The sequence below is a fragment of the Pelomonas aquatica genome (assembly GCF_026712205.1).
GTDB classification, from domain to species: domain Bacteria; phylum Pseudomonadota; class Gammaproteobacteria; order Burkholderiales; family Burkholderiaceae_C; genus Pelomonas; species Pelomonas aquatica.
Genome location: NZ_JAPPUW010000007.1, coordinates 22,035 through 47,424, shown reverse-complemented (window position 1 = coordinate 47,424; position 25,390 = coordinate 22,035). Strand labels below are relative to the sequence as shown.

Here is a 25,390-nt window from a genome sequence, read left to right as displayed (position 1 = left end):
CACAAGGAGACGCGATGAAACCCGTCCTGACCACCCTGGCCGCGCTGGCGCTGGCCGCCGTGGCCGCGCAGGCAGCCCCGCAGCTGCCGGCCTCCAACTTCCCCGCGTTCGGCTCCGTCGCGGACGTGAACCAGGCCTGCGACGGCGGCCTCGCAGGTGCCCGCAAGCGCGTGCAGGCGCTGGAGCAGCGCAAGGTCGACGCCGGCTGGCTGGCCGCCTTCGACGACCTGGCGGTCTATCTCGAGGACCACCAGAACCCGACCGATTTCGTCCTCAACGTCCACCCCGACAAGGCGGTGCGCGACGCGGCCCAGGCCTGCTCGCTGCGCTGGGCCGACTTCGGCTCCAGCCTGGGCCAGAACGAGAAGATCTACCGCGCGCTGCAGAAGGCCCCCCAGGCCGACGGCATCGACGCCGAGTTCGTGCGCCTGGCCTCGGGGCAGTTCGAGGACAGCGGCGTGGCCCTGCCCAAGGCCAAGCGGCAGCGTGCCAAGCAGATCCTGGACAAGCTCACCGAGCTGGACCAGCAGTTCAACAAGAACATCCGCGACGCCGGCACCCGCGTGGCCTTCACCGAGGCCGAGCTCAAGGGCGTGCCCGCCAGCGTGTGGGACAAGGCCAGGCGCGACGACCAGGGCCGCATCCTGCTCGGCGTGGACTATCCGAGCTATGTGCCCGTCATGCGCCTGGCCGAGAGCGGCGTCGCGCGCGAGCGCATGTGGCGGGCCAAGACCGACGAGGGCGGCCAGGCCAACCTCGACCTGCTGGCCCGGATCGCCACGCTGCGCGGCGAGTACGCCAGGTTGTTCGGCTTCGACAACTACGTGGACTTCAACCTGCGCCGCCGCATGGCCAAGGACGGCGCGACGGCGACGCGCTTCCTCGACTCGGTGGCCGGCGCCGTCAACGCGCGCGAGAAGGCCGAGCTGCAGGAGCTGCGCGCCGACAAGGCCGCCCACCTCGGCCAGGCGCTGGAGCAGACCCGGATCGAGCGCTGGGACGCGACCTTCTACGGCGAGCGCGTGAAGCGCGAGAAGTTCAGCGTCGACCAGAACGCCTTCCGCCCCTACTTCCCGCCGCAGCAGAGCCTGGAGTTCGCGCTGCACGTCATCGAGAAGACGATGGGCGTCAAGTACGAGCGCATCGCCAACAAGCTCTGGCACGACGAGGCCCAGACCTATGTCGTCAGCGATGCGGCCAGCGGCAAGCCCATCGCCCAGCTCTACGTCGACCTCTACCCGCGCGACGGCAAGTACAACCACGCCGCCGTCTGGCCGCTGCGCGGCAGCGCCACGCGCATCGCCCGCACGCCCGCGGCGGCCCTGGTCGTCAACTTCGACCGCAACGGCCTGACGCTGGACGAGGTGGAGACCCTGCTGCACGAACTCGGCCACTCGGTGCATGCCGACCTGTCCCGCACCCGCTACGCCAGCCTCGCCGGCACGGCCGTCGTGCACGATTTCGTCGAGGCCCCGTCGCAGATGCTGGAGGACTGGGTCTACGACAAGCAGGTGCTCAAGCTGATGCAGGAGGTCTGCGCCGCTTGCAAGCCGGTGCCGGACGCGATGGTCGACCAGGCCGTGGCCGCCAAGGCCTATGGCAAGGGCATGCAGTTCGGCCGCCAGCACCTGTATGCGAGCTACGACCTGGCCCTGCACCAAAGCCCCAAGCCCGCGCCGCTGCCGCTGTGGGCCCGCATGGAGGGCGCCACGCCGCTGGGCTATGTGCCCGGCACGATGTTCCCGGCCGGCTTTGCCCACATCGCCGGCGGCTATGGCGCGGGCTACTACGGCTATCTGTGGAGCCTGGTCGTCGCAATGGACCTGCGCACCGCGTTCGCGGCGGACAAGCTTTCGCCCGAGGTCGGCCAGCGCTACCGCGAGCGCGTGCTGAGCCAGGGCGCGCAGAAGCCCGCGGCCGAGCTGGTCAGGGACTTCCTGGGCCGCGACGGCAATTCGCAGGCCTTCTTCGACGACCTGAAGAAGTAGGTCGCCGAGGCCGTCAGCCGCCGCAGCTGCCCGAGCCGCAGCCGTGCGCCGCGGCTGCCGTGATCGGCTGGCGGCATACGCCCGTCGCCGGGTCGAAGCCGACCTGCTCCATCGTGAACACCAGAGCCGCGTCCATCATCTCGGCGTGCTGCGGGAACCAGCCCGCCAGCTCCGTGCGCAGGATGGCGAGCGGCTCGCGGTCGTTCAGCTCGTTCGCATAGCGCAGCGCCTCGCGCATCACGTTCAGCACCATCGCGTGCTGGCCGGCATGGCAGTTCTGCGCCTCGAAGCCGCAGCGCGCCATCCAGTCCTCCTCCATCGCGAAATGGGCCTCGGTGTGGGCCAGCAGCGCGTGGTAGGCGGGCAGGGCGTCGGTGCCGCCGTCCAGTGCGGCGCCGAAGGCGTTCAGCAGCTCGACGAACTCCTGGTGGGTGGTGTCCAGCTCGGGGTTGTTCAGGACGAGGGATTCGGTCCAGGCAAGGGTGCTCATGGGCCAGATGCTAAGCGTGCATTCGTACAACCGGTTTGAGCCATCGCAAGGTGGATGGACCCTGACCTTGCGATTGCGCCGTCGTGCCACCAAGGCGAGCGGATATCGATATGCGTTTGGTCATGCCTGCTGTGGCGCGGGCGCTGCGGTATTGGGAAAACCCGTCTGGGCGCGAACAACTCATTACATAGAGTGCGCCGCTTCTTCCCATTCGGAAGGCTCGTCGTCCGCTGGCCTATCTGTCGGTGTGACACCTTTTCCTCACCAAGGATCTTTCTTCATCATGAAGCACATAGCATTGAAGCCACTCGCCGCAGCCCTGGCGCTGGCGGGCGTGGCTCAGCTGCCGGCCCAGGCCCAGGCCGCCGCGCCCGGCGCGCGCGAGGAGCTCGAACGCGTCGAGGTCATCGGCAGCCGCATCAAGCGCATCAACATCGCCGACGAGACGGCCAACCCCATCACCCTCATCAGCCGCGAGGAGATTCAGCGCTCCGGCGTGGCGACCACGCGCGACCTGCTGGAGATGCTGCCCGGCTTCAACAGCGGCACGCTGTCGGACCTCAACGGGAGCAATTCCTTCGGCAACGGCGGCACCGGTGCCAGCCTGCGCAACCTGGGCAAGCAGTCCACGCTGGTGCTGCTGAACTCGCGCCGCATCGCGGCCTACCCGCTGGCCGATTACAACGAGGTGTTCTCCAACCTCGACTCGCTGCCGGTGGACGCCATCGAGCGCATCGAGGTGCTGAAGAGCGGCGGCTCGGCGCTGTACGGTTCCGATGCCGTGGCCGGTGTCATCAACATCGTCACGCGCAGCAGTTTCAAGGGGCTGACGGTCAGCGCCAACGCCCAGGAGTCGTTGAAGTCCAAGCAGTTCAAGGACCAGTCCTTTGCGGTCACCGGCGGCGTCGGCAACCTGGCGACCGACGGCTTCAACGTCCTCGCCAATGTCGACTACTACCACCGCGGCGACTTCTTCTGGCGTGATGTGCTCCAGTACAGCAACCCCGCCTACAAGGCGTTCTCGTCCAGCTTCGGCTCGTTCTCCAGCTATAGCTACCCGGGCAACGTGATTGGCCAGGGGCCCGTGGCCGGCTGCACGACGTTCAACGCGTCGAAGACGCTGTGCATGTACGACCGCTACCAGCGCTTCTCGGTGCAGCCCTCGGCGGACCGGCTCAGCGGCATCGTCTCGGCCAAGTTCAAGGTCTCCGACCATATGCAGGGCTTTGCGGAAGCGCTGTACTCCAACACCAAGAATGCCTACTACAGCGCGCACCAGACCTACGGTGCCGCCGCCGCCAATGTCGTCTGGGGCGACCCCAACACCAATGCCGCCCGCACCTTCGTCTACCGCGGCCTTCCGGCCCAGCATCCCCTCAACCAGACCGGCGGTGAGGTCGAGTTCCGCTATCGCTTCGTGGACGACAACCAGGCCAACAAGGTGTCGACCGACCAGTACCGCGTGCTCGCCGGCCTGAAGGGCGACTGGCAGGGCTGGGACTGGGAGTCCGCCGTGGGCATGATGGGTGGAACGACCACGCAACGCCAGCGCGGCCAGTTCAGCGACAGCGGCTTCAAGGAGGTCATCGGCGACTACAACAAGGACACGCTGGACGCCGACTTCTTCAACAAGCCCAATGGCTACAAGATCGGCCAGACCAACAGCGACGCCGTGTTGAACAAGCTGTTCCCGGCCTTCGGCTACGACGCCAAGATCAACCAGACCTTCCTGGACGGCAAGGCCACCACCGAGTTCGGCAGCCTCGCCGGCGGCCCGATCAATATCGCGACGGGTTTCGAGCTGCGCCACGAGACCATGAAGATCGCGCCCGACGCACTGTCGGCGTCGGGCGACATCGTGGGCCTGGGCACCGTGCGTGCCGACGCCGGCCGGAGCTTCGGCGCGCTGTTCGTCGAGGCCGACCTGCCGGTGACCAAGGCCCTGGACGCCCAGGTGGCCGGCCGGCTGGACAAGTTCCCCGGCTTTGCCGCGCACTTCTCCCCGAAGGTGGCCGTGCGCGCGCAACTGATGCCGCAACTGATGCTGCGCGGCTCGGTCGAAGGGGGCTTCCGTGCGCCCAATCTGACCGAGAGCGCCGCATCCAGCAAGTCGGCCTTCCAGCCCGGCGTCAGCGACCCCAAGCGCTGCGATGCCGCGAGCGCGCTGATCAGCGACCTCACTGCGCAGGCCAAGGCTCTGCCCGACAGCGATCCCAACAAGACGCTGCTGCAGGCCCGCGCCGACGCCATCGACGACTGCAGCATGGGTGTGGCCAATGTGGTGCGCAACAACCCGGGCCTGAAGCCCGAGACCTCGCACATCATGACGTTCGGCCTGGCCTTCCAGCCGGTCAAGTCGTTCAGCACGACGCTGGACTACTACGCCATCGAGCGCGTCAACGAGATCGGCACCAAGAGCGTGTCGGACTTGCTCAACGCCGAGAGCCAGCAGCCTGCCGGAACCATCGTGCGTGCGCCCGACTTCAGCAACGACCCGACGTTCAAGACGCCGGCCGAGGTCGCCAAGTACGCGCCGGGCGCAGGGCGTTTGAACCTGGTCAGCGGCCAGTTCGTGAACCTGGGCAAGACCAAGACCAGCGGTGTGGACTGGACCATGACCAGCCAGTTCAGCGATCCGCTCGGCAACGTGTCGGTGAACTTCGATTCCACCTATCTGCTGGAGTTCAAGCAGTTCAGCACGTCCGACAACCGCTACGGCGACAACCTCGCCGGCCGCTGGGGCTTCCCGCGCTTCAACTTCAAGCTGCGAGCCAGCCAGGAGTGGGGCAGCTGGACGCACACGCTGACCTACTTCTGGACGGGCAGCACCACGTTGACGGGCGACTACTTCGACGCCACCAACGGCGTGGTCAACTGGAGCGTGGGTGACTGCGCGAACAAAAAGAAGCTGGATGCCAACCAGTGCCAGGTGCACAGCTACAACCGGTTGGACTACAACCTGGCGTGGCGTCCGACGAAGGCGCTGACCCTGAGCGCGAACCTGCGCAATGTGCTGGGTCGTCGCCCGCCGATCAACTACCGCAGCTTCGGTCAGGGCGGCATCATCCCGGACAACCGTGAGGACGTCATGGGCCGCGTGCTGCGGCTGGCGGTGGAATACAGGTTCCTGTAAACCCCGCCGGGCTGGGCCTTAGCCCAGCCGTGCCCGGTGCCGCGCCACCTGCGCGCGCACCTGGGCCGGCGCCGTGCCGCCCAGCACGTTGCGCGCGTTCAGCGAGCCTTCCAGCGACAGCACATCGAACACGTCGGCCTCGATGCGGGCGTCGAAGGTCTTCAGCTGGTCCAGCGTCAGCGCGGCCAGGTCCACGCCCTGCTGCGTCGCGGTCTTCACCGCGTGGGCGACGACCTCGTGGGCGTCGCGGAAGGGCAGGCCCTTCTTGACGAGGTAGTCGGCCAGGTCGGTGGCCGTCGCATGGCCCTTCAGCGTCGCGGCGCGCATGGCCTCGGGCTTCACGCTCAGGCCGGCCAGCATGTCGGCAAAGATGCGCAGCGTGTCCTTCAGCGTGTCCACCGTGTCGAACAGCGGCTCCTTGTCTTCCTGGTTGTCCTTGTTGTAGGCCAGGGGCTGGCCCTTCATCAGCGTGACCAGGCCGACGAGGTGGCCGACGACGCGGCCGGTCTTGCCGCGTGCCAGCTCGGGCACGTCGGGGTTCTTCTTCTGCGGCATGATCGACGAGCCGGTGCAGAAGGCATCGGGCAGCGCGATGAAGCCGAAGTTCTGGCTCATCCACAGGATCAGTTCCTCGGACAGGCGCGAGATGTGCAGCATGACGAGTGTGGCGGCTGCGCTGAACTCGATCGCGAAGTCGCGGTCGCTGACGGCGTCCAGGCTGTTCTGGCTGCAGGCCTCCATGCCCAGCGTGCGGGCCACGCGCTCGCGGTCCAGCGGGTAGCTGGTGCCGGCCAGCGCGGCGGCGCCCAGCGGCAGGCGGTTCACGCGCTTGCGCGCGTCCGCGAGGCGCTCCGAATCCCTGGCGAACATTTCCACATAGGCCAGCAGGTGGTGGCCGAAGCTGACCGGCTGGGCCACCTGCAGATGGGTGAAGCCGGGCAGGATGACGCCGGCATGCTCGCCGGCCTTGTCCACCAGCACGCGCTGCAGCGCGGCCAGCAGGCCGGAGATCTCGTCGATCTCGCCGCGCAGCCACAGCCGCACGTCGGTGGCGACCTGGTCGTTGCGGCTGCGGCCGGTGTGCAGGCGCTTGCCGGCGATGCCGACGCGCTCGGTCAGCCGCGCCTCGATGTTGAGGTGCACGTCCTCCAGGTCGAGCTTCCAGTCGAACCGGCCGGCCTCGATCTCGGCGGCGATCTCGCCCAGGCCGCGCTGGATGGTGGCGTGGTCCTCGGCGCTCAGGATGCCCTGGGCCGCCAGCATCTCCGCATGCGCCAGGCTGCCGGCGATGTCGGCGCGCCAGAGGCGCTGGTCGAAGCCGACGCTGGCCGTGTAGCGCTTGACCAGGTCGCTCATCGGCTCGGAAAACAGGGCGGACCAGGCTTGGGACTTGTTGGCGAGTTGGTTGTCAGACATGGGGCGGGCGTCGGAATTCGGCGCGCACAATCGCGCGCAGCCCGGCATTATCGAACGCCGCTCCTTTCGCCCATGCCGCCGTCCTTCTTCAAGCGTCGCCCGCCCGCGCCAGGGCACAGCGTCTGGCACGACTCCCTCCAGGTCAGCCAGTGGCTGGGGTTTGCGCCCACCGAGCTGCCGGAGCTGAGCTCGGCGCCGCTGCTGGACCCGACGCGCGCCTTCGACGTCTGCCACGTCGGCCTGGTGCTGCGCGCCGTGCTGGGCGTGCACCTGCTGCTGGCCCTGGGCGCCGCCATCGTCGCGCGGGACGGCTGGCAATGGCTGATGCTGACGGCCAACGGCACCGTCGTCACGATGTTCGCGGTGCTGTCCTGGCTGATCCTGGTCTGCGCCGCCAAGCGGCTGTGGCCGCGCCTGCCCGAGCCGGCGCAATGGGCGGCGCTGATGGCGCTGGGCGCCGCGGGTGCGCTGATGGGTTTCGCGCTGCTGAACCTGACCGGCGACGAGCCCGCGTCGCCCTGGCGCTGGGGCAGCGTGGCCGCGGCCGGCGCGAGCGGCGCGGCCATGCTGCTGGCCTGGCTCAAGCTGCGCGAGCACAGCCAGCGCCCGGCCGATGCACTGGCCCAGCTCGTCGAGCTGCAGTCGCGCATCCGGCCGCATTTCCTGTTCAACACGCTGAACAGCGCCATCGCCCTCGTGCAGGTCGACCCGGCGCGTGCCGAGGGCGTGCTGGAGGACCTGGCCGAACTGTTCCGCGTGGCGCTGGCCGACGCCAGCGCGTCGGTCACGCTGGGCGAGGAGGTGGAGCTGGCCAGGCGCTATCTGGCCATCGAGCAGATCCGCTTCGGCAGGCGGCTGCGCGTCGTCTGGCACCTGGACGCCGCGGCCGACGCGGCACGCGTGCCGCCGCTGCTGCTGCAGCCGCTGGTGGAGAACGCCGTGCGCCACGGCGTCGAGCCCAACGACGAGGGCGGCGAGATCGAGGTCATGACGGCCCGGCGCGGCACCGAGGTCGTGATCGGCGTCATCAACACGGTCGGCGGGCCGGCCCGCACGGCCGGCCACGGCCTGGCGCTGCGCAATGTGCGCCAGCGCCTGCGCCTGATGCACGACGTGGCCGCGCGCTTCGACATCGAGCCGGCCGACGGGCGCTTCTCGGTGCGCATCGTCGTGCCGGTCTGAGCAGACTCGGTTCCCCAGCCGGCCTTGCGGACCGTGCCGAGCCGCGAGTTGACGATGTCCGCTCGCGATGCCGCCGCCGCGGCGCGGCGCTGCGCGTCAATCCGACGATAGGATTCCCGGCACCCCGCCCGATCACCATGCAGCACGGAGGTATGCGTTGAGTCCGTTGAAGATCCTCGTCGTCGACGACGAGCCGCTCGCACGCTTGCGCCTGCGCGGCCTGGTCGATGCCGTCACCGAACCGCGCTGCGAGGTCGTCGCCGAGGCCGCCACCGGTTCCCAGGCCGCCACCTGGCTGCGCGAGCATGGCTGCGACCTCGTGCTGCTGGACGTGCAGATGCCGGGGGTCGACGGCCTGCAGCTGGCCGACAGTCTGGCCCAGCGCATGGCCGCCGGTCAGGCGGCGCCGATGATCGTCTTCGTGACGGCGCACGCGATGCATGCGCTGCGCGCCTTCGAGCTCGACGCCATCGACTACCTGACCAAGCCCGTGCGCCGCGAGCGCCTGCAGGCCGCGCTGGCCCGTGCCGCCCAGCGCCTGGCCGAGCGCAGCGCCGTGCAGGCCCGGCAGCCGGCCCAGGCCGGCGATGCGGCGGCCGCGCCCGAGACCGACTTCATCACCATCGCCGACCGGGGCCGGCTCAAGCGCGTGCCGGTGAGCGAGGTGCTGTACTTCAAGGCCGAGCTCAAATACGTGACGCTGCGCACCGCCAGCGAGAGCCATGTGCTCGACGGCGCGCTGTCGGACCTGGAGCAGCGCTGGGGCGAGCGCTTCCTGCGCGTGCACCGCAACGCCCTCGTGGCCCGCTGGGCCGTGCGCGATCTGGAGCGCCATGCGCCGACCGGCTTCGGCGAACTCGACGGCGGCGATGGCGCCGAGGCCGCCGACAGCTGGGCCGTGCGCATCGTCCATGTCGACGAATGGCTGGCCGTGTCCCGGCGCCAGGTGGCGGCGGTGCGGGAGGCGCTGGCGGGGTTGAAGGGCTGAGGATGCCTGCTTGAAGCGTCGCTGGCTCGTCTTCGGCCCGGGTCTGCTGCTGGCGGTGGTGTGCGTGCTGCTGCTGCGGCCGGCGCCGCGGCCCCTGGCGGCGGTCCCGCCGTCGGTGCCTGTCGCCGCACAGCTGCCTCAGGAGGCGGCGCCTGCCTCCAGCGCCAGTCCGGCCCGGGCGGCTAGCGCGGCCGGGCCCGCGATGGATGCGTCGTCGGCGCCCGGCCCGGACGGCGACTTCGTCGAGATCTGCGGCGTCGGGTCGGTGAAGCGCAGCGAGTTCGAGCGGGAGCGCGGCAGCGGCGAGCCCAGGCCGGCCTGGGCGCAGGCCATGGACCAGCAGTATGAAAACGCGCTGGGCGAGGTGCTCGGGCGGCTGAGCGCCGGAACGACAAGCCAGCGCGTCGCGGCGGCCGTCATGCGTGGCGATCTGGAAGGCGCGGCCCGGTTGGCGCATGCCAGCGGTGACTGGAAAGCCTATCGCCTGGCGCTCCGGGCCTGCCGCAAGGACCGTGACTACCGTTCCGCCGTCATGCGGCACAACGGCCTGCGGCCGGCCCTGGCGGCGAGCGGCATCGCCACGCCGGAACTGGCCGCGCCCGGTCCCGAGCCCGCGGCCTGCGCGGCCCTGAGCCTGGAACGGTTGGAGGCGATGGATCCGGGTGATGCCTCGCCCTGGCTGCTGCGCCTGTCCGACAGCCAGGACCGGGCAGATGCGGTGGGCGTTTCCGAGGCGCTGTTCCAGATCGCACAACGCTCCCGGCTGTCGGGCAGCACCCGACCGCTCGGCGAAGCTGTGCTGGAGGTCGTCGGCGACGAACCGACGCTGGCCGAGGTCAGCGCCCTCGTGGCGGCCGTCGGCATCGATGCGGCGTCGACGCTGGACGATTCATTGCTGCTGGTCGGCCGATCCTGTCGCGCCAATGCGTTGCGCGACGCCAACCTGCGTCAGTTGTGCGGGCGGGTCGTGCAGCGCATGCCGGACCTCGCTCGGGACGTGAACGAGGCGGGCGCGCTTTATTCGCTGGAGGAGCGGCTTGGCCTGGCCCACGGCGGCCGGGGCCTGTCGCCCGAGGACAGGCAGCGTGTGCTGCAGGCGTTCGCCGGCGGCAGCCTGGGTGCCGTGGAAAGCCTGAGCTGTTCCGGCATGAAGGCCATCGGGCGGCAGGCCGTGAACATGAAACGGGTGGGAGAGCTTCGCTTCGCGAGAGCCCTCCTGATGGCGGGCGCGGCGTCGGCGCCGCATTGACTCCGGCCGATGGTCAGCCCGTGTTCCGCAACCCCGCCGCGATGCCGTTGATGGACAGGTGGATGCCGCGCTGCACGCGCTCCATGGCTGGGTCGTCCGCCAGCGTGCGGCGGTAGCGGCGCATCAGCTCGACCTGCAGGTGGTTGAGCGGGTCGATGTAGGGGAAGCGGTGCTCGATGGAGCGCGCCAGCGAGGGGTTGGCGGCCAGGCGCCTGGCGTCGCCGGTGATGAGGTTGAGCGCGGCCTGGGTGCGCTCGAACTCCTCGCGGATGGCCGCGAAGATGCGCTTGCCGAGCTTCTTGTCCTCGACCAGCTCGACGTAGCGCTCGGCCAGGGCCAGGTCGGTCTTGGCCAGCACCATGTCGAGGTTGGACAGCAGCGCGCGGAAGAAGGGCCAGCCCTTGAGCATGCGCTTGAGCAGGGCCAGGTTCCTGGCGCGCTGCGCCGGCTCCTCGCCGAGGAAGGTCTCGACGCCGGAGCCGAAGCCGCACCAGCCCGGCAGCGCGACGCGGGCCTGGCCCCAGGAGAAGCCCCAGGGGATGGCGCGCAGGTCCTCGATGGCGCGCGTGGCCTTGCGCGAGGCCGGGCGCGAGCCGATGTTGAGCTCGGCGATCTCGCGGATGGGCGTGCTCGCGAAGAAGTAGTCGGCGAAGCCCGGCGTGTCGTAGACCAGGCCGCGGTAGGCGGCGAAGCTGGCGTCCGACAGCGCCTGTGCGGCCTGCAGATAGCCCTTGGGCGCGCTCTGCGTCGGGTGCAGCAGCGTGGCCTCCAGCGTGGCGGCGACCAGCGTCTCGAGGTTGCGCCGGCCGATCTCGGGGTGGGCGTATTTGGAGGCGATGACCTCGCCCTGCTCGGTCAGGCGGATCTGGCCGTTCACGGTGCCCGGGGGCTGGGCCAGGATGGCCTGGTAGCTCGGGCCGCCGCCGCGCCCGACGGTGCCGCCGCGGCCGTGGAAGAGGCGCAGCGTGATGGGGGCCGCGCGCTTGAGTTCGTCGAACAGCTCGACGAGGGCGATCTCGGCGCGGTAGAGCTCCCAGGACGACGTGAACATGCCGCCGTCCTTGTTGCTGTCGGAGTAGCCCAGCATGATGTCCTGCTCGCCGCCGCTGCGGTCGACGAGGCCGCGCACGCCGGGCAGCGCGTAGAACTCCCGCATGATGGTCGGCGCGATGCGCAGATCGCCGATGGTCTCGAACAGCGGCACGATGATGAGGTCGCTGGCCGCGTAGCCGTCCAGCGTGCCGCGCAGCAGGCCGGTTTCTTTCAGCAGCAGGGCCACTTCGAGCAGGTCGCTGACCGACTCGGTGTGCGAAATGATGTAGTGGCGCAGCGCCTCGCGGCCGAAGCGGGCCAGGGCCTCGCGGGCGGCCTCGAAGGTGGCGAGCTCGAACTGCGTCTTGTCGGTGTAGCTCGCGCCGATGACGCGCAGCGGGCGGGCGTCGTTCAGCAGGCGCAGCAGCAGCGCGCGCTTGGCCGCTTCGTCCAGCGCCGCGTAGTCTTCCTCGATGCGGGCGGCGGCCAGCAGTTCGGCCAGCACCAGCTCGTGCTGGTCGCTGCTCTGGCGCAGGTCCAGCGTCGCGAGGTGGAAGCCGAAGACCTGCACGGCGCGCATCAGCGGCGCCAGGCGCGGCGCGATCAGCGCCTCGGCGTGGTTGGCCTTCAGCGAGGCCTCGATGGTGCGCAGGTCGGCCAGCAGTTCCTCGGGGCTGACGTAGGGGTCCTGCGGCGCGACGGCGTGGCGCAGGGCCTCGGTGCCGGTCAGCGCATGCAGCGTGGCGGCCAGGCGGGCATACATGCCGGTCAGCGCGCGGCGGTAGGGCTCATCCAGGCGGTGGGCGTTCTGGTCGGGGCTGCGCTCGGCGAGCAGCTGCATCTCGGGCGACACGCCGGACAGGCGCAGCGAGATGGACAGCTCGGCGCCCAGCTCGTGCAGCTCGGTCAGGTAGTGGCGCAGCGCGACCTCGGCCTGGCGCTTCATGGCCTGGCACAGCGTCGCGGCGCCGACGTTGGGGTTGCCGTCGCGGTCGCCGCCGATCCAGTGGCCCATGCGCAGGAAGCTGGGCAGGTGCTCGCCCGGCAGGTGCTCTTCCAGCTCGGCGTAGAGCTTGGGGATCTGGCGCAGGAAGGTCGCGTTGTAGTAGGACAGCGCGTTCTCGATCTCGTCGGCCACGGTCAGCTTGGAGTAGCGCAGCATGCGCGTCTGCCAGAGCTGGGTGATGCGGGCGCGCAGCAGGGCCTCGGCCTCGCGCAGCTCGCGCTCGGTGCCCGCGCGGTCGCGCGCTTCGAGCAACGCGGCGACTGCGCGCTCGGCGTCCAGGATGCTCTTGCGCTGCACTTCGGTGGGATGGGCCGTCAGCACCGGCGAGATGAAGCCGCGCTTGAGCACCTCAGCAATCTCGGTGGGGCGGATGCCGGCCTCGTGCAGATGCTCCAGGCAATAGGCCAGCGAGCCGGGCTGCACGCTGCCGGCGCGCTCGTGCACGTCGCGGCGGCGGATGTGGTGGCGGTCCTCGGCGATGTTGGCCAGGTGCGAGAAATAGCTGAAGGCGCGGATGACGCTGACGGCCTGCTCGCCTGACAGGCTCTTGAGCAGCTTGTCGAAGCGCTTGCCGGCCTCCTTGTCGTGCTTGTGGCGGTAGGCCACCGACAGCTGGCGGATGCGCTCGACCAGCTCGTAGGCCTCGCGGCCTTCCTGCTCGCGAATCACGTCGCCGAGGATGCGGCCGAGCAGCCGGATGTCGGCCACCAGGGGTTCGTTCTTGTCGACTTCGGAGCGGGCGGGAGCGGCGCGAGGAGGCATGGCGGAGCGTCCGGGAAGGAAATTGCTGCAGAGCAGGTAACTGAGTTACCGAAATATGACTCTAGCAGTTTCCTTGTCCGGGCGGCCCCTCCAATCCCCGGGTTCGAGGCAGGCATCGCGAGGGCGCAGGGGCGCGGCACCCCGTGGGACCGGGGGTGCGGCAGCGGCTTCGAGCATGGCGAAGCCCGCATTGCGAAACTACGGCGCGGCCGGCGGCGTGCCGCGGGGAGGGATTGCCTGCAGGCGGATGGGTTGCCGTAGCGAATGGCCGGCCGATGGCCGCGGGCCACCTCGCGGCAGGCTTGGAGCGGTGCGCGCAGGAGCAGACATGAGATCGCTACCATCTCGTGCAAGAAATTCAGTATGCCATCAAAATGGCAGCGCTGTCATTTTTTGCGAGTGCGCAGCGGAACACTGTGGCGCAAAGCGCAAATCCGCCATCATCAACCCGCGTAAACCCCAACAGTGGGCGGCGGGGAAAAAAAATTAAAGTACGACCCGGCGCTTGAGGTGGCACCTCTTTTTTTGGAGCGCGTTGTTAACGCTACCAACCAGTTCATCCGCAAGCCATCCAGCTGTCCTCAACCGGCTCAGCCGCTGGGCCGCCAAAGCAATCAAGGAGACAAATGAAACACCCTCAGACTTCCAAGGCGCGGCGCGTGTCCTGGCAGGCCCGGCAACTCAAGCCCGTCGCATGGGCGTCCTCGCTCGCGCTGCTGACCGGCGCGGCGGCCGTGCATGCCCAGGCCCAGCAGGCCGGCCCAGCCGCAGCCCCCGCCCCTCAATCGTTGGAGACCGTCGTCGTCACGGGCATTCGCAAGTCGCTTGACAGCGCTGTCAACCTGAAGCGCGAGTCGCGTGGCCTGGTGGATGGCATCGTGGCCGAGGACATCGGCAAGTTCCCCGACACCAACCTCGCCGAGTCGATGCAGCGCATCGCCGGCGTGTCCATCGACCGCGCCGCCAGCGGCGAGGGCTCCAAGGTCACGGTGCGCGGTGTCGGCCCCGACTTCAACATGGTGCTGCTGAACGGCCGGCAGATGCCGACCTCGACCATCAACCAGCTCAACGCGGGCGCCAGCGGCTCGCGCGCCTTCGACTTCTCCAACCTGTCGTCCGACTCGATCTCGGCGCTGGAGGTCTACAAGACCGGCCGCGCCGAATCGCCCACGGGCGGCATCGGCGCGACCATCAACGTGAAGACGGCCCGCCCGCTGGACCTGCGCGAGCGCGTGGCCAGCATCGGCGTCAAGGCCAACTTCGACGGCTCCAACAGCCGCCTGCCCGAGTCCTTCAAGGGCAGCAGCGTGACGCCCGAGGTTTCCGGCATCTACAGCGACACCTTCGCCGACCGCACCATCGGCATCGCGATCAGCGGCAGCTATTCCAAGCGCGACTCGGGCTCCAACATGGCCTACACGCAGGGCGGCTGGCGCACCTTCAACCCGTCGCAGACCGACTGGGGCACGATCCCGGCCAAGCCCGCCACCGGCACCGATCCGATCACCAACCGACCGACCGGCCTGTACTCGACTTCGGTCGACATGCGCTACTCGCTGACGGCCATCGAGCGCGAACGCTTCAACGGCCAGATGACGCTGCAGTTCGCGCCGAGCAAGGACCTGCGCTTCACGCTCGACTACACGATGGCGACGAACACGCTGAGCAAGAAGAACGCCGAGCTGTCCAGCTGGTTCAACTTCTCGTTCGGCCCGACCACCTTCACCAGCGGCCCGGTCGCCTCGCCGCTGGTCCAGACCGCGCTGTGGCCCAACGGCGACCACGACCTGGCCATCAACTCCGGAGCCTATGGCGAGAAGTCCAAGCTCGGCTCCACCGGCTTCAACACGGCTTGGAAGGTCAGCAATGCGCTGTCCATCGACCTGGACGCCCACCACTCCACGTCCAGCACCAAGCCCAACAGCCCCTACGGCACCTACTCGACGATGGACCTGGGCCTGTTCAACCAGGGCAATGCCATCGCCTACTACGACCAGAAGCTGCCCATCCTGAGCCTGCCGACGACGACGATGGACGCCAGCAAGCTGCAGCTGACGGGGTCGCAGTTCGTCAACAACATGGCCGAGCAGACGGTCGACCAGTTCCAGACGCGCGGCACCTACCGGCTGGACGCCGACAACAAGCTGCTGGCCGGCCTGGGCTTCACGAAGGTGAAGAACCGCGCCGCGGGCTACAACAACCAGAACAACGACTGGGGCGGAGTCGGCGTCAAGAAGGACTACGCCAACGTCAAGCTCTATACCGAGAACCTCGGCGGCTTCTTCAGCCAGATCCCGGGCCACAACGACCCGCGCCTGTTCCAGAACTTCTACCTGGCCGACTTCAACAGCCTGCATGCGGCGGCCATCCAGTCCATCATGGCCTCGCGCGGCCTGACCCAGGCCCAGGCCCAGGCCTACTTCTCGGCGTCGCCCGACTACACCAGCGGCAACGACTGGCGCACGACGGAAAAGTCCTCCAGCTTCTTCGGCCAGTGGGACCATGCCTTCGACACCGCCATCCCGATGAACGTGTCGGTCGGCCTGCGCTACGAGAGCACCAAGGTCGACTCATCCTCGCAGGTGGTGGCGCGCTCGGGCAGCAGCTGGGGCACGCAGAACGAAGTCAACCTCGGCAATGCGGGCACGACCTTCGGCAGCAAGTCCGGCAAGTATTCCTACTGGCTGCCCAGCATCGACTGGGATGCCGACGTGGCGGACAACGTCAAGCTGCGCGCCAGCTATGGCGAGAACATCGGCCGGCCGGGCTGGGACCAGCTGCAGGGCGGCGTGAACTTCAACTCCGTGGCCAACGCCGGCGGCGGCACCGGCTCGACGGGCGACCCGGCGCTCAAGCCGCTGCAGTCCAAGAACCTGGACCTGTCGGCCGAGTGGTACTACGCCAAGTCCAGCTATGCGGCGATCGGCGCGTTCTACAAGAAGGTCAGCAACTTCATCGGCACGTCCACGACGACGATGACGGTGCCCGGGCTGACGACGCCGATCGGCGGCGCCTACTGGAAGGCCGGTGCGGCCGCCTGCGGCGCCAACCCGCAGCCGCTGTGCATCCGCAACTACATCTTCAGGAACTACAGCGGCCAGCCCGGCGTGACGGCCACCAGCGCGCTGACGGACGCCGAGGTGCTCGGCACCATCACCGGTCAGCCCACCGACCCGCTGCTGAACTTCACGGTCACCAAGCCGTCCAACGAAGCCGGCGACAACATCAAGGGCCTGGAGCTGAACTTCCAGCACATGTTCGGCAACAGCGGCTTCGGCATCTCGGGCAACTACACCTGGGTGAAGACCGGCCTGAAGTACGACAACACCAGCCTGGACGTGCAGTCGGCCCTGCCGGGCGTCAGCAACTCGGCCAACCTGGTGGGTTTCTATGAAGACAACACCTGGTCGGTGCGCGGCGCCTACAACTGGCGCGGCGAGTTCCTGGCGCAGAAGTTCGACGGCGCCGGCAACAACCCGGTCTATACCGAGGCCTATGGCCAGATGGACATGTCCATCGGCTACAAGCTCGGCAAGAGCCTGACCATCCAGGCCGACCTGCTGAACCTGAACGACGGCTACATCCGCCAGCACGGCCGTGCCAAGGAGCAGCTGATCTCGGCCATCCAGACCGGCCGCCGCTACCTGATCGGCGCCCGCTACCGCTTCTGAGCGAAGCCGCGGGTCGCCCGGCGCCCATGCCCCCCGGGGCAGGGTGCCGGGCGCTTTTGCCGTCCTGCACGAGGGGCGCGGTCAGAATCGGCCGACGCCCTCTTCACGCCCGAATTCCATGCTGCAACTGCTCAACAACATCACCCACAAGGATCTGCGCGTCATCACCGAGCGCGGCGCAGCCTGGGGCGACGACGTGATGTCGGCGCCCGTGACGCCGGATGAATTCCGCAGCCTGCAGGCCGACTACCCCATCGTCTTCCAGCCCGACGGCAGCGGCAGCTTCCTGCCGGTGGCGCTGTTCGGCCTGGAGCAGGGCGAGAACCTCTTCCTGACCGAGGCCGGCTGGGATGCCGACTACCTGCCGCTGTCCATGCAGCGCATGCCCTTCTCCATCGGCATCGCCGGCGACGAGTTGCGCATGATGGTCGACATGGCCAGCCCGCGCATCGGCCAGGGCGCGCAGGGTGAGGCCCTGTTCCTGCCGCACGGCGGCATGAGCGATCACCTCGAGCGGACGAACTCCGTGTTGCGCACCCTGCACGAGGGCCTGCAGGCCATGCCCGAGTTCGTGCAGGCGCTGACCGCGCACGAGCTGCTCGAATCCTTCGTGCTCGACGTGGAGCGTCCGGACGGCTCGCGCGGCCAGCTGCTGGGCTTCTACATGATCAACGAGGAGCGCCTGGCCGCGCTGAGCGCCGACACCATCGGCCTGCTGCACCAGGCCGACTATCTGCAGCCCATCTACATGGCGATCGCGTCGCTGTCCAATCTGGCGAAGCTGATCCGCCGCCATCTCGCCCGCGCCGCCTGACGCCATGATCGAGCGCAGCGACATCAGCGACATCAGCGACATCAGCGCCAAGGCCGTGCCGGCCGAGGTGCGGCAGTCCGGCCAGCCCATGCTGCTGCGCGGCCTGGTCGGCCACTGGCCGCTGGTGCAGGCCGCACGGCGCTCGGACGCGGCCTTCTGCGACTACCTGCGCGGCTTCGGCGCCCAGACCCGCGTCGGCCTGTGGCGCGGCGCGCCCGGGATCGGCGGGCGTTTCTTCTACAACGAGGCCTTCGACGGCTTCAACTTCCAGCGCGAGATCGGCCCCTTCGGCGGGCTGCTGGACGAGCTGCTGGCGGGCTCGCCCGACGCCCTCTACCTCGGCTCCACCGAGCTCGACGGCTCCTTCCCCGGCCTGCGCCAGCACAACCCCCTCGACCTCGGCGTGCGCGACCCGCTGGTCAGCCTGTGGCTGGGCAACCGCATCCGCGTGCCGGCGCATTTCGACCTGCCGGACAACATCGCCTGCGTCGTCGCCGGCCGGCGCCGCTTCACGCTGTTCCCGCCCGAGCAGGTCGCCAACCTCTACGTCGGCCCACTGGACCTGACGCCCGCCGGCCAGCCCGTCAGCCTCGTCGACGCGGCGCGGCCGGACCTCGAACGCTTCCCGCGCTATGCCGAAGCGCTCCGGCACGCGCAGACCTTCGAGCTGCTGCCTGGCGACGCCCTCTTCATCCCCAGCCAGTGGTGGCACGGCGTGGAGGCGCTGGAGCCGATCAGCGCGCTGGTCAACTTCTGGTGGCGGCAGTCGCCCGCCTTCATGGACACGCCGCTCAACACGCTGATGATGGCCCTGCTGTCGCTGCGCGACCTGCCGCCGGCCCAGCGCGAGGCCTGGCGTGCGCTGTTCGACCACTACGTCTTCGACGCCGACGACCGGACCGCGGCCCACATCCCGCCCGCGGCACGCGGCGTGCTCGCGCCGCTGAACGACGACAGTGCCCGCCAGCTGCGCGCGGCGCTGCGCAACCGACTCAACCGATAGCCCGTCCATGACCACGACCTCCGCCCCCCAGCCCCTTCGACGCGTCGTCATCGCCGGCGGCGGCACCGCCGGCTGGATGGTGGCCGCCGGCCTTGCCAAATGCCTGGGCCGGCAGCTCGACATCCGGCTGGTCGAATCCGAGGAGATCGGCACCGTCGGCGTCGGCGAGGCCACCATCCCGACGCTGCACTTCATGCACGAGATCCTCGACCTGGACGAGAAGGAATTCATCCAGGCCACGCAGGCCACCTTCAAGCTCGGCATCAATTTCGAGAACTGGCGCGACGTCGGCGAGAACTACTTCCATTCCTTCGGCAAGACCGGCAAGGGCCACTGGACGGCCGGCTTCCAGCACTTCTGGCTGGAGGGGCGCAGGCGCGGCCTGGCCAGCGACTACGGCGACTACTGCCTGGAGCTGCGCGCCGGCCTCGACAACCGCTTCGCGCTGCTGCCCGACAACGGCATCAACTACGCCTACCACTTCGACGCGACGCTCTACGGCCAGTACCTGCGCCGCTTCTCCGAGGCCCTGGGCGTGCAGCGCCTGGAGGGCAGGATCGTCAAGGTCCACACGGCCGAGGGCAGCGGCGACATCGTCGCCATCGCGCTGGACAACGGCGCGCTGGTCGAGGGCGAGCTGTTCATCGACTGCACCGGCATGCGCTCGCTGCTGCTGGGCGAGACCCTGGGTGTGCCCTATGAGAGCTGGTCGCACTGGCTGCCCTGCGACAGCGCGCTGGCCGTGCAGACCGAGTCCGTCGGCGAGCCCGTACCCTACACCCGCTCCATCGCCCACCCCTGGGGCTGGCAGTGGCGCATCCCGCTGCAGCACCGCGTCGGCAACGGCCTCGTCTACAGCAGCAGCCACATCGGCGACGACGAGGCCAGGGCCGCGCTGCTGGCCAATGTGCAGGGCGAGGTGCTGCGCCAGCCGCGCGTCATCAAGTTCAAGCCGGGCCAGCGCGAGGTCGTCTGGAAGAAGAACGTCGTCGCCATCGGCCTGTCCAGCGGCTTCCTGGAGCCGCTGGAGTCCACCAGCATCCACCTGATCCAGCGCGGCCTCACGCGCCTCATCGAGCTCTTCCCGTCGGACGGCATCCGCCAGAGCGACGTCGACGAATACAACGCCCAGGCCCGCGAGCAGATCGAGGTCATCCGCGACTTCATCATCCTGCACTACCACGTCACCCACCGCAGCGATTCGCCGTTCTGGCGCGGCTGCCGCGACATGGACGTGCCGCCGCTGCTCAGGCACCGCATCCAGCATTTCCGCGACACGGCGCGCATTGCGCTGCGGCAGGGCGAACTTTTCGCCGAGAACTCCTGGGTGCAGGTCATGATGGGGCAGGGCATCCCGCCCGCCAGCCATCACCCGATCACGCGCAACATGGACGACCGCACGTTGGCCGACTTTCTCGGCGGCATCCGCAAGGACGTGGCGCGCACGCTGATGAAACTGCCCAGGCACCAGCAGTTCATCCAGCAGTTCTGCCCTGCGCCCTGCATCGACCCAAGCGCCAGGCCAGCAACCCCGCCCGCGCTGCGCATCAACCCGGCGGCCACGATCAGCACCGTGCAGCTGGCTGACGGGTCATCGGTCCATGTCGTCGACGATTTTGCGCTGGAGCCGGAGGCCCTGGTGGCGCTGGCCGACGCTCGGGCTGCCCAGTTCCAGCAGCCGGCCGGACATCCCTACCCGGGGCCGCAGCTGGCGCTGCCTCACGGCATTGTCGGCGTGCTGGGCGGCTACTTTGACCAGCACTTGCGCGCTCGCCTAGGGGCGGGGCAGACGCAGGGGTTGTCCGGCCGCTTCTCGCGTGTCACGCAGGAGGCTGCCACGCTGAACCCGCTGCAGCGCGTCTGCCACCGCGACGACTCTGCCGTCGGGCCGGGCGAGATGATCGCCGCGTGCGTGCACTACCTGTTCCAGGACGAACAGTTGGGCGGCACCGTGTTATTCCGCTCGCGTATGTCCGATGCCGACACGCAGCAGTTCCTGCGCGATGCTGGCACGCTGGATGCAAGCGCCTTCGGCGAAAAGTACGAAATCGCGCCCGGCTATATGACCGAGAGCAACCGCTACTTCGAGGTCATCGGCCGCCTGCCGGCCCGCTGGAACCGTGCCGTGTTCTACGACGGCGGCATCTTCCATTCCGGCGACATCCGCTGGGCGGCCCATCGGGCGGCTTATCTTGCCGGCCTGGGCCGACTGACCATCAACGCCTTCTTCAAGAGCCGCCGGCCCTGAGAACCCGGGTTGCGGTGGCCCTCGATAATCCAGCGATGACCACTCCCATCACCATCGCCACCCGCGAGAGCCGGCTGGCGCTGTGGCAGGCCGAGCATGTGCAGGCCCGCCTCGCCAACGAACTGGGCCTGAAGGCCACGCTGCTCGGCATGACGACGCGCGGCGACCAGATCCTCGACCGTGCGCTGTCCAAGGTCGGCGGCAAGGGCCTGTTCGTGAAGGAGCTGGAGGCCGCGCTGGCCGAGGGCCGCGCCCGCCTCGCCGTACATTCGCTGAAGGACGTGCCGATGGAGCTGCCCGAGGGCTTCGCGCTCGCCGCCGTGCTGGAGCGCGAGGACCCGCGCGACGCCTTCGTCGCCAACGGCTATGCCTCGCTGGCCGAGCTGCCCGAGGGCGCCGTTGTCGGCAGCTCCAGCCTGCGCCGCGTGACGCAGCTGCTGCAGCTGCGGCCCGACCTGCGCGTCGAGCCGCTGCGCGGCAACCTCGACACGCGGCTGCGCAAGCTCGACGAAGGCGGCTACCAGGCCATCGTGCTGGCCGCGGCCGGCCTCAAGCGGCTGGGCCTGGCCGGCCGCGTGCGCAGCCTGTTCGAGGTCGGCCAGATGCTGCCTTGCGCAGGGCAGGGCGCGCTGGGGCTGGAGATCCGCGCCGACGACGCTGAGCTGGCCGCGGCGCTCGCGCAGCTGAGCCACATGCCGACGCTGCTGGCCTGCGAGGCCGAGCGCGCCGTGTCGCGTGCGCTGGGCGGCAGCTGCAGCCTGCCGCTGGCGGCCCACGCCCGCTGGCAGGGCGCCACGCTCTGCCTGGATGCCGCCCTGGGCCACGCCGAGGCCCACGCGGCGCCGCTGCTGCGCTCCAGCGTCGCGGCCGCCGTGGCCGATGTCGATGCCGCTCGGTCGTTGGGCCAGCAGGCCGCCACGCGGCTGCGCGACCTCGGCGCCGGCTCCTACCTGCCGGGATGACGGCGCCGACGCTGCTGATCACGCGCCCGCGGCCGCAGTGCGCGGCCTGGCTGGCGCGCCTGGCCGCGCTGGGCGTGCATGCCGCCATGCTGCCCCTCATCGAGATCCTGCCGGCGCGCGACCCGACGCGGGTGGGCGCGGCCTGGGCGGCCCTGCCGGCCGCGGACCTGGCCGTCTTCGTCAGCCCCAACGCGGTCGAGCATTTCTTCGCGTCTGCCGGCGGCGCTGCCTGGCCCGTGCAGACGCTGGCCGCCTGCGTCGGCCCCGGCAGTGCGCAGGCCCTGGCGGCCCGGAGCGTGCCGGCCGCCTGCATCGTGCAGCCCGCGGCCGACGCGGCCAGCCTGGACTCCGAGCATCTGTGGGCGCAACTGGCGCCGCGGCGCGACTGGGCCGGCGCCCGCGTGCTGCTGCTGCGCGGCGACGGCGGGCGCGAATGGCTGGCCGAGCGGCTGGCCGAGGCCGGCGCCCGGGTCGAGGCCGTGACCGTCTATCACCGCAGCGGCCCGCGCCTGGACGCCGCCGAGCAGGCCCTGCTGGACACGGCGCTGGCCGACCCGGCGCGCTTTGCCTGGCTGTTCAGCAGCGCGGAGGCCATCGGCCATCTGCGGGGCCTGTGCGGCGCGGCACTGGCAGGCCAGCGTGCCATCGCCACCCACCCCCGCATCGCCGAGGCCGCGCGGGCCGCCGGGTTCGCGCCTGTGGTTTTGGCGCGACCGGACCCCGAAGCGGTAACTCAGGCTCTGAAGGGCCTCTGACAGAATCCGGCGCACTGTGAGTGAGTCGATTTCCGCTGTCGCCCCCGCGGCCGAGCCCGCGGCCCCGCCGCCCCCTTCCCGCCCGACGCTGCCGGCCTGGCTGCCCTGGCTGCTGGCCCTGATGGGCGCCGCCGTGCTGCTGTGCGTGCTGCTGTCCTGGCAGAGCCTGTCGCGCCAGCAGTCGCTGGAGCAGGAGCTGGTGCGTCGCCAGGAGGCCAGCCAGGTCCAGGCCACCGAGGCCCAGCTGGCCGCCAGGCAGTCGGCCGAGCTGGTGCGCGATACCGCCGCCAAGGTCTCGCTGCTGGACGCCCGCCTGGCCGAGGTGGCGCTGCAGCGCAGCCAGCTCGAGGAGCTGATGCAGTCCATGTCGCGCTCGCGGGACGAGAACGTCGTCGGCGACATCGAGGCCGCCATCCGCGTGGCCCTGCAGCAGACCCAGATCACCGGCAGCGCCGAACCGCTGGTCGCCACGCTGAAGCAGGCCGACGAGCGCCTGCTGCGCTACAAGCAGCCGCGCATGGAGGGCGTGCGCCGCGCCGTCGCGCGCGATCTGGACCGCGTCAAGGCCGTCGCCGTGGTCGACGTGTCCACGCTGACCATCAAGCTCGACGAGGTCGTGCGCATGGCCGACGAGCTGCCCCTCGTTTCCGGCAGCGAGGCCGCGCAGCGCCCGCGTGGCGAGGAGCGCGGCAGCGATGCGGCCGCCAGGGAGCGCGAGCGTGCGCTGAAGCTGCAGCGCGAGCAGGCCGCCGCCGCGGCCGACGGCAAGCTGGCGCTGTGGTGGTGGCAGGCCACGCAGCAGCTGTCGAGCTGGACCGGCATCGTCTGGGGCGAGGCGCGCACGCTGCTGCGCGTGACCCGCATCGAGCATCCCGAGGCCGCGCTGATCTCGCCCGACCAGAGCTTCTTCCTGCGCGAGAACCTGAAGCTGCGCCTGCTGAACGCCCGCCTGGCCCTGCTCAGCCGCCAGTTCGACACGGCCCAGTCCGACCTGCGCGACAGCCAGGAGATGCTGAACCGCTACTTCGATACCCGCTCGCGCAAGGTGAGCAGCGTGGCCGAGCTGCTGCGCCAGGTGGCCGGCCAGGCCCGCCAGGTCAGCGTGCCGCGGCCGGACGACACGCTGGCCGCATTGACCGCCGCCGCGGCGGGGCGCTGACATGCGGCTGGTCATCTGGCTCGTGCTGCTGTTCGCGGTCGCGGTCGTCGCGGCGCTGACGCTGGGTTCCAACGACGGCCTCGCCAGCTTCTACTGGGGCGGCTGGCGGCTCGACATCTCGCTCAATCTCTTCCTGCTGCTGCTCGTCGCGAGCTGCTTCGCCCTCGTCACCGCCATCCAGGCCGTCGAGTCGCTGACGACGCTGCCCAAGCGCGCCCGCGAATGGCGCCTGGCCCAGCGCGAGCGCAGCGCCCAGCTCGCGCTGCGCGAGGCCCTGGTCGAGCTCTTCGGCGCCCGCTTCAGCCGCGCGCAAAAGGCGGCGCAGAAGGCGCTGAACATCCAGTCCGCCACGCCCGAGCTGGCGGCGGACCAGTCCTTCATGGCCCTGGCCCATCTGCTGACGGCTGCCAGCGCCCACCGCCTGCAGGACCGCCGCCACCGCGACGAGCAGCTCAACCGCGCCCTCGAGCTGGCCCGCCGCGCCGGCGGTGCCCGCGCGCAGGAAGACGGCGCGCGCCTGCTGGCCGCCGAATGGGCGCTGGACGACCGCGACGCCGCGCGCGCCCTCGGCCTGCTGGGCGAACTGGCCCCGGGCGTCGCGCGCCGCACCCAGGCGCTGCGGCTGCGCCTGCAGGCCTCGCGCCTGGCCCGGCAGCCGCTGGACGCGCTGCGCACCGCCCGGCTGCTGGCCAAGCACCAGGCCTTCTCCAAGGTTGCGGCCCAGGGGCTGTTGCGCTCGCTGGCCTTCGAGGCCCTGGATGGCGCCCGCGACGTCGACCAACTGCGCTCGGTCTGGCAGCAGCTCGACCCGGCGGACCGCCGCGACCCGCTCGTCGCCGCGCGGGCCGCGCAGTGTGCCGGCCAGCTCGGCGCGCCGGACGACGGCCGCGGCTGGCTGCGCCCCTTCTTCGACGACCTCGCCGAGCTGCAGTCCGACGAGCGTTCCGCCATCGCCAACGCGCTGGTGCCGGTGCTGGCCGGCTGCGGGCCGGACTGGCTGCAGCGCCTGGAGTCGGCCCAGGCCCGCTTCGCGCGCGAGCGCGCGCTGGCCTATGCGCTGGGGCATGCGCTGGCGGAGCGCCAGCTGTGGGGCAAGGCCCGGCTGATGCTCGAAGCCGTGGCCGAGGACACCGCCATGCCCAGCCCGGCGCGCCGCCGCAGCTGGCTGGCGCTCGCGGCCCTGGCCGAGCAGGAGGGCGACGAGGCCCGCCGCGCGCGCTGCTTCGAGGCGGCGGCGCGCCTGCCCTGACGCGGGCAGCCGGGCGCATTCGGGCATGGGTCGAACTTTTTTGAAAAAATCGCCAAACTCTTGCCGAGGGCTCAAAAACCTGGCTATACTGTGAGGCTTCAGCGGCTGTAGCTCAGTTGGATAGAGTACTTGGCTACGAACCAAGGGGTCGTGGGTTCGAATCCTGCCAGCCGCACCAGAAAAACAAGAAATGAATCAACGGGTTAGCCGCGAAAGCAGCTAGCCCGTTTTTTCTTGCTGAAGGGATTCTGAAGGGACTCGCCGCAGCCCCGGCTCCGCAAGG

The 25,390-nt window shown here is 69.8% G+C and carries 16 protein-coding genes and 1 tRNA gene; 14 read left to right on the top strand and 3 right to left on the bottom strand.

The window, feature by feature from the left end:
* Positions 1-14 precede the first annotated feature (14 nt).
* Positions 15-1,988 carry a M3 family metallopeptidase gene (locus tag NYP07_RS08905; RefSeq protein WP_268149509.1) on the top strand — a complete coding sequence of 658 codons (1,974 nt, stop codon included), beginning with the start codon at positions 15-17 and terminating at the stop codon, positions 1,986-1,988.
* 13 nt (positions 1,989-2,001) lie between these two features.
* Here the strand turns inward: NYP07_RS08905 and NYP07_RS08900 are convergent, their stop codons facing one another.
* Positions 2,002-2,478 carry a hemerythrin domain-containing protein gene (locus NYP07_RS08900; protein WP_268149508.1) on the bottom strand — a complete coding sequence of 159 codons (477 nt, stop codon included), beginning with the start codon at positions 2,476-2,478 and terminating at the stop codon, positions 2,002-2,004.
* A 283-nt stretch (positions 2,479-2,761) separates the two neighbouring features.
* On the opposite strand from NYP07_RS08900, the gene NYP07_RS08890 reads away from it, so the two are divergent.
* Complete coding sequence (locus NYP07_RS08890; protein ID WP_276597138.1) at positions 2,762-5,611, top strand: TonB-dependent receptor domain-containing protein; 2,850 nt, start codon at positions 2,762-2,764, stop codon at positions 5,609-5,611.
* An 18-nt stretch (positions 5,612-5,629) separates the two neighbouring features.
* Here the strand turns inward: NYP07_RS08890 and argH are convergent, their stop codons facing one another.
* Positions 5,630-7,027, bottom strand: a complete 1,398-nt coding sequence (gene argH, locus NYP07_RS08885; RefSeq protein ID WP_268149506.1) for an argininosuccinate lyase — start codon at positions 7,025-7,027, stop codon at positions 5,630-5,632.
* 72 nt (positions 7,028-7,099) lie between these two features.
* On the opposite strand from argH, the gene NYP07_RS08880 reads away from it, so the two are divergent.
* The 3 genes from NYP07_RS08880 to NYP07_RS08870 all read left to right on the top strand — a co-directional run bounded on the left by NYP07_RS08880 (position 7,100) and on the right by NYP07_RS08870 (position 10,446).
* The gene (locus tag NYP07_RS08880; RefSeq protein WP_268149504.1) at positions 7,100-8,209 is read left to right on the top strand and encodes a sensor histidine kinase; all 1,110 of its coding nucleotides are present in this window, start codon (positions 7,100-7,102) and stop codon (positions 8,207-8,209) included.
* Between the two features lie 157 nt (positions 8,210-8,366).
* On the top strand, positions 8,367-9,197 hold the full coding sequence (locus NYP07_RS08875) for a LytR/AlgR family response regulator transcription factor (protein WP_268149502.1): 831 nt from the start codon (positions 8,367-8,369) through the stop codon (positions 9,195-9,197).
* A 10-nt stretch (positions 9,198-9,207) separates the two neighbouring features.
* A complete protein-coding gene (locus NYP07_RS08870) occupies positions 9,208-10,446 on the top strand; it encodes a hypothetical protein (protein WP_268149500.1) in 1,239 nt (412 codons plus the stop codon).
* A 13-nt stretch (positions 10,447-10,459) separates the two neighbouring features.
* On the opposite strand, the gene ppc is transcribed toward NYP07_RS08870, so the two are convergent.
* The gene (gene ppc / locus NYP07_RS08865) at positions 10,460-13,246 is read right to left on the bottom strand and encodes a phosphoenolpyruvate carboxylase (protein WP_268149498.1); all 2,787 of its coding nucleotides are present in this window, start codon (positions 13,244-13,246) and stop codon (positions 10,460-10,462) included.
* A gap of 626 nt (positions 13,247-13,872) precedes the next feature.
* On the opposite strand from ppc, the gene NYP07_RS08860 reads away from it, so the two are divergent.
* The 9 genes from NYP07_RS08860 (at position 13,873) to NYP07_RS08820 (ending at position 25,285) form a co-directional block, all read left to right on the top strand.
* Positions 13,873-16,917: a TonB-dependent receptor gene (locus tag NYP07_RS08860; RefSeq protein ID WP_268149496.1), complete on the top strand. Its 3,045-nt coding sequence runs from the start codon at positions 13,873-13,875 to the stop codon at positions 16,915-16,917.
* 118 nt (positions 16,918-17,035) lie between these two features.
* On the top strand, positions 17,036-17,731 hold the full coding sequence (locus NYP07_RS08855) for a SapC family protein (protein WP_268149494.1): 696 nt from the start codon (positions 17,036-17,038) through the stop codon (positions 17,729-17,731).
* 4 nt (positions 17,732-17,735) lie between these two features.
* Positions 17,736-18,734, top strand: a complete 999-nt coding sequence (locus NYP07_RS08850; RefSeq protein WP_268149492.1) for a cupin-like domain-containing protein — start codon at positions 17,736-17,738, stop codon at positions 18,732-18,734.
* Between the two features lie 7 nt (positions 18,735-18,741).
* Positions 18,742-20,982, top strand: coding sequence for a DUF6445 family protein (locus tag NYP07_RS08845; protein ID WP_268149490.1), 2,241 nt, complete (start codon positions 18,742-18,744; stop codon positions 20,980-20,982).
* 35 nt (positions 20,983-21,017) lie between these two features.
* Positions 21,018-21,944 carry a hydroxymethylbilane synthase gene (gene hemC / locus NYP07_RS08840; protein WP_268149488.1) on the top strand — a complete coding sequence of 309 codons (927 nt, stop codon included), beginning with the start codon at positions 21,018-21,020 and terminating at the stop codon, positions 21,942-21,944.
* Positions 21,941-22,699: a uroporphyrinogen-III synthase gene (locus tag NYP07_RS08835; RefSeq protein ID WP_268149486.1), complete on the top strand. Its 759-nt coding sequence runs from the start codon at positions 21,941-21,943 to the stop codon at positions 22,697-22,699. Before hemC ends, NYP07_RS08835 begins: the two co-directional genes overlap by 4 nt.
* Before the next feature lie 16 nt (positions 22,700-22,715).
* The gene (locus tag NYP07_RS08830; RefSeq protein WP_268149484.1) at positions 22,716-23,858 is read left to right on the top strand and encodes a uroporphyrinogen-III C-methyltransferase; all 1,143 of its coding nucleotides are present in this window, start codon (positions 22,716-22,718) and stop codon (positions 23,856-23,858) included.
* A gap of 1 nt (position 23,859) precedes the next feature.
* Positions 23,860-25,107 carry a heme biosynthesis HemY N-terminal domain-containing protein gene (locus tag NYP07_RS08825; RefSeq protein ID WP_268149482.1) on the top strand — a complete coding sequence of 416 codons (1,248 nt, stop codon included), beginning with the start codon at positions 23,860-23,862 and terminating at the stop codon, positions 25,105-25,107.
* Positions 25,108-25,208: 101 nt separating this feature from the next.
* Positions 25,209-25,285 (top strand) — tRNA-Arg (locus tag NYP07_RS08820).
* Positions 25,286-25,390 lie beyond the last annotated feature (105 nt).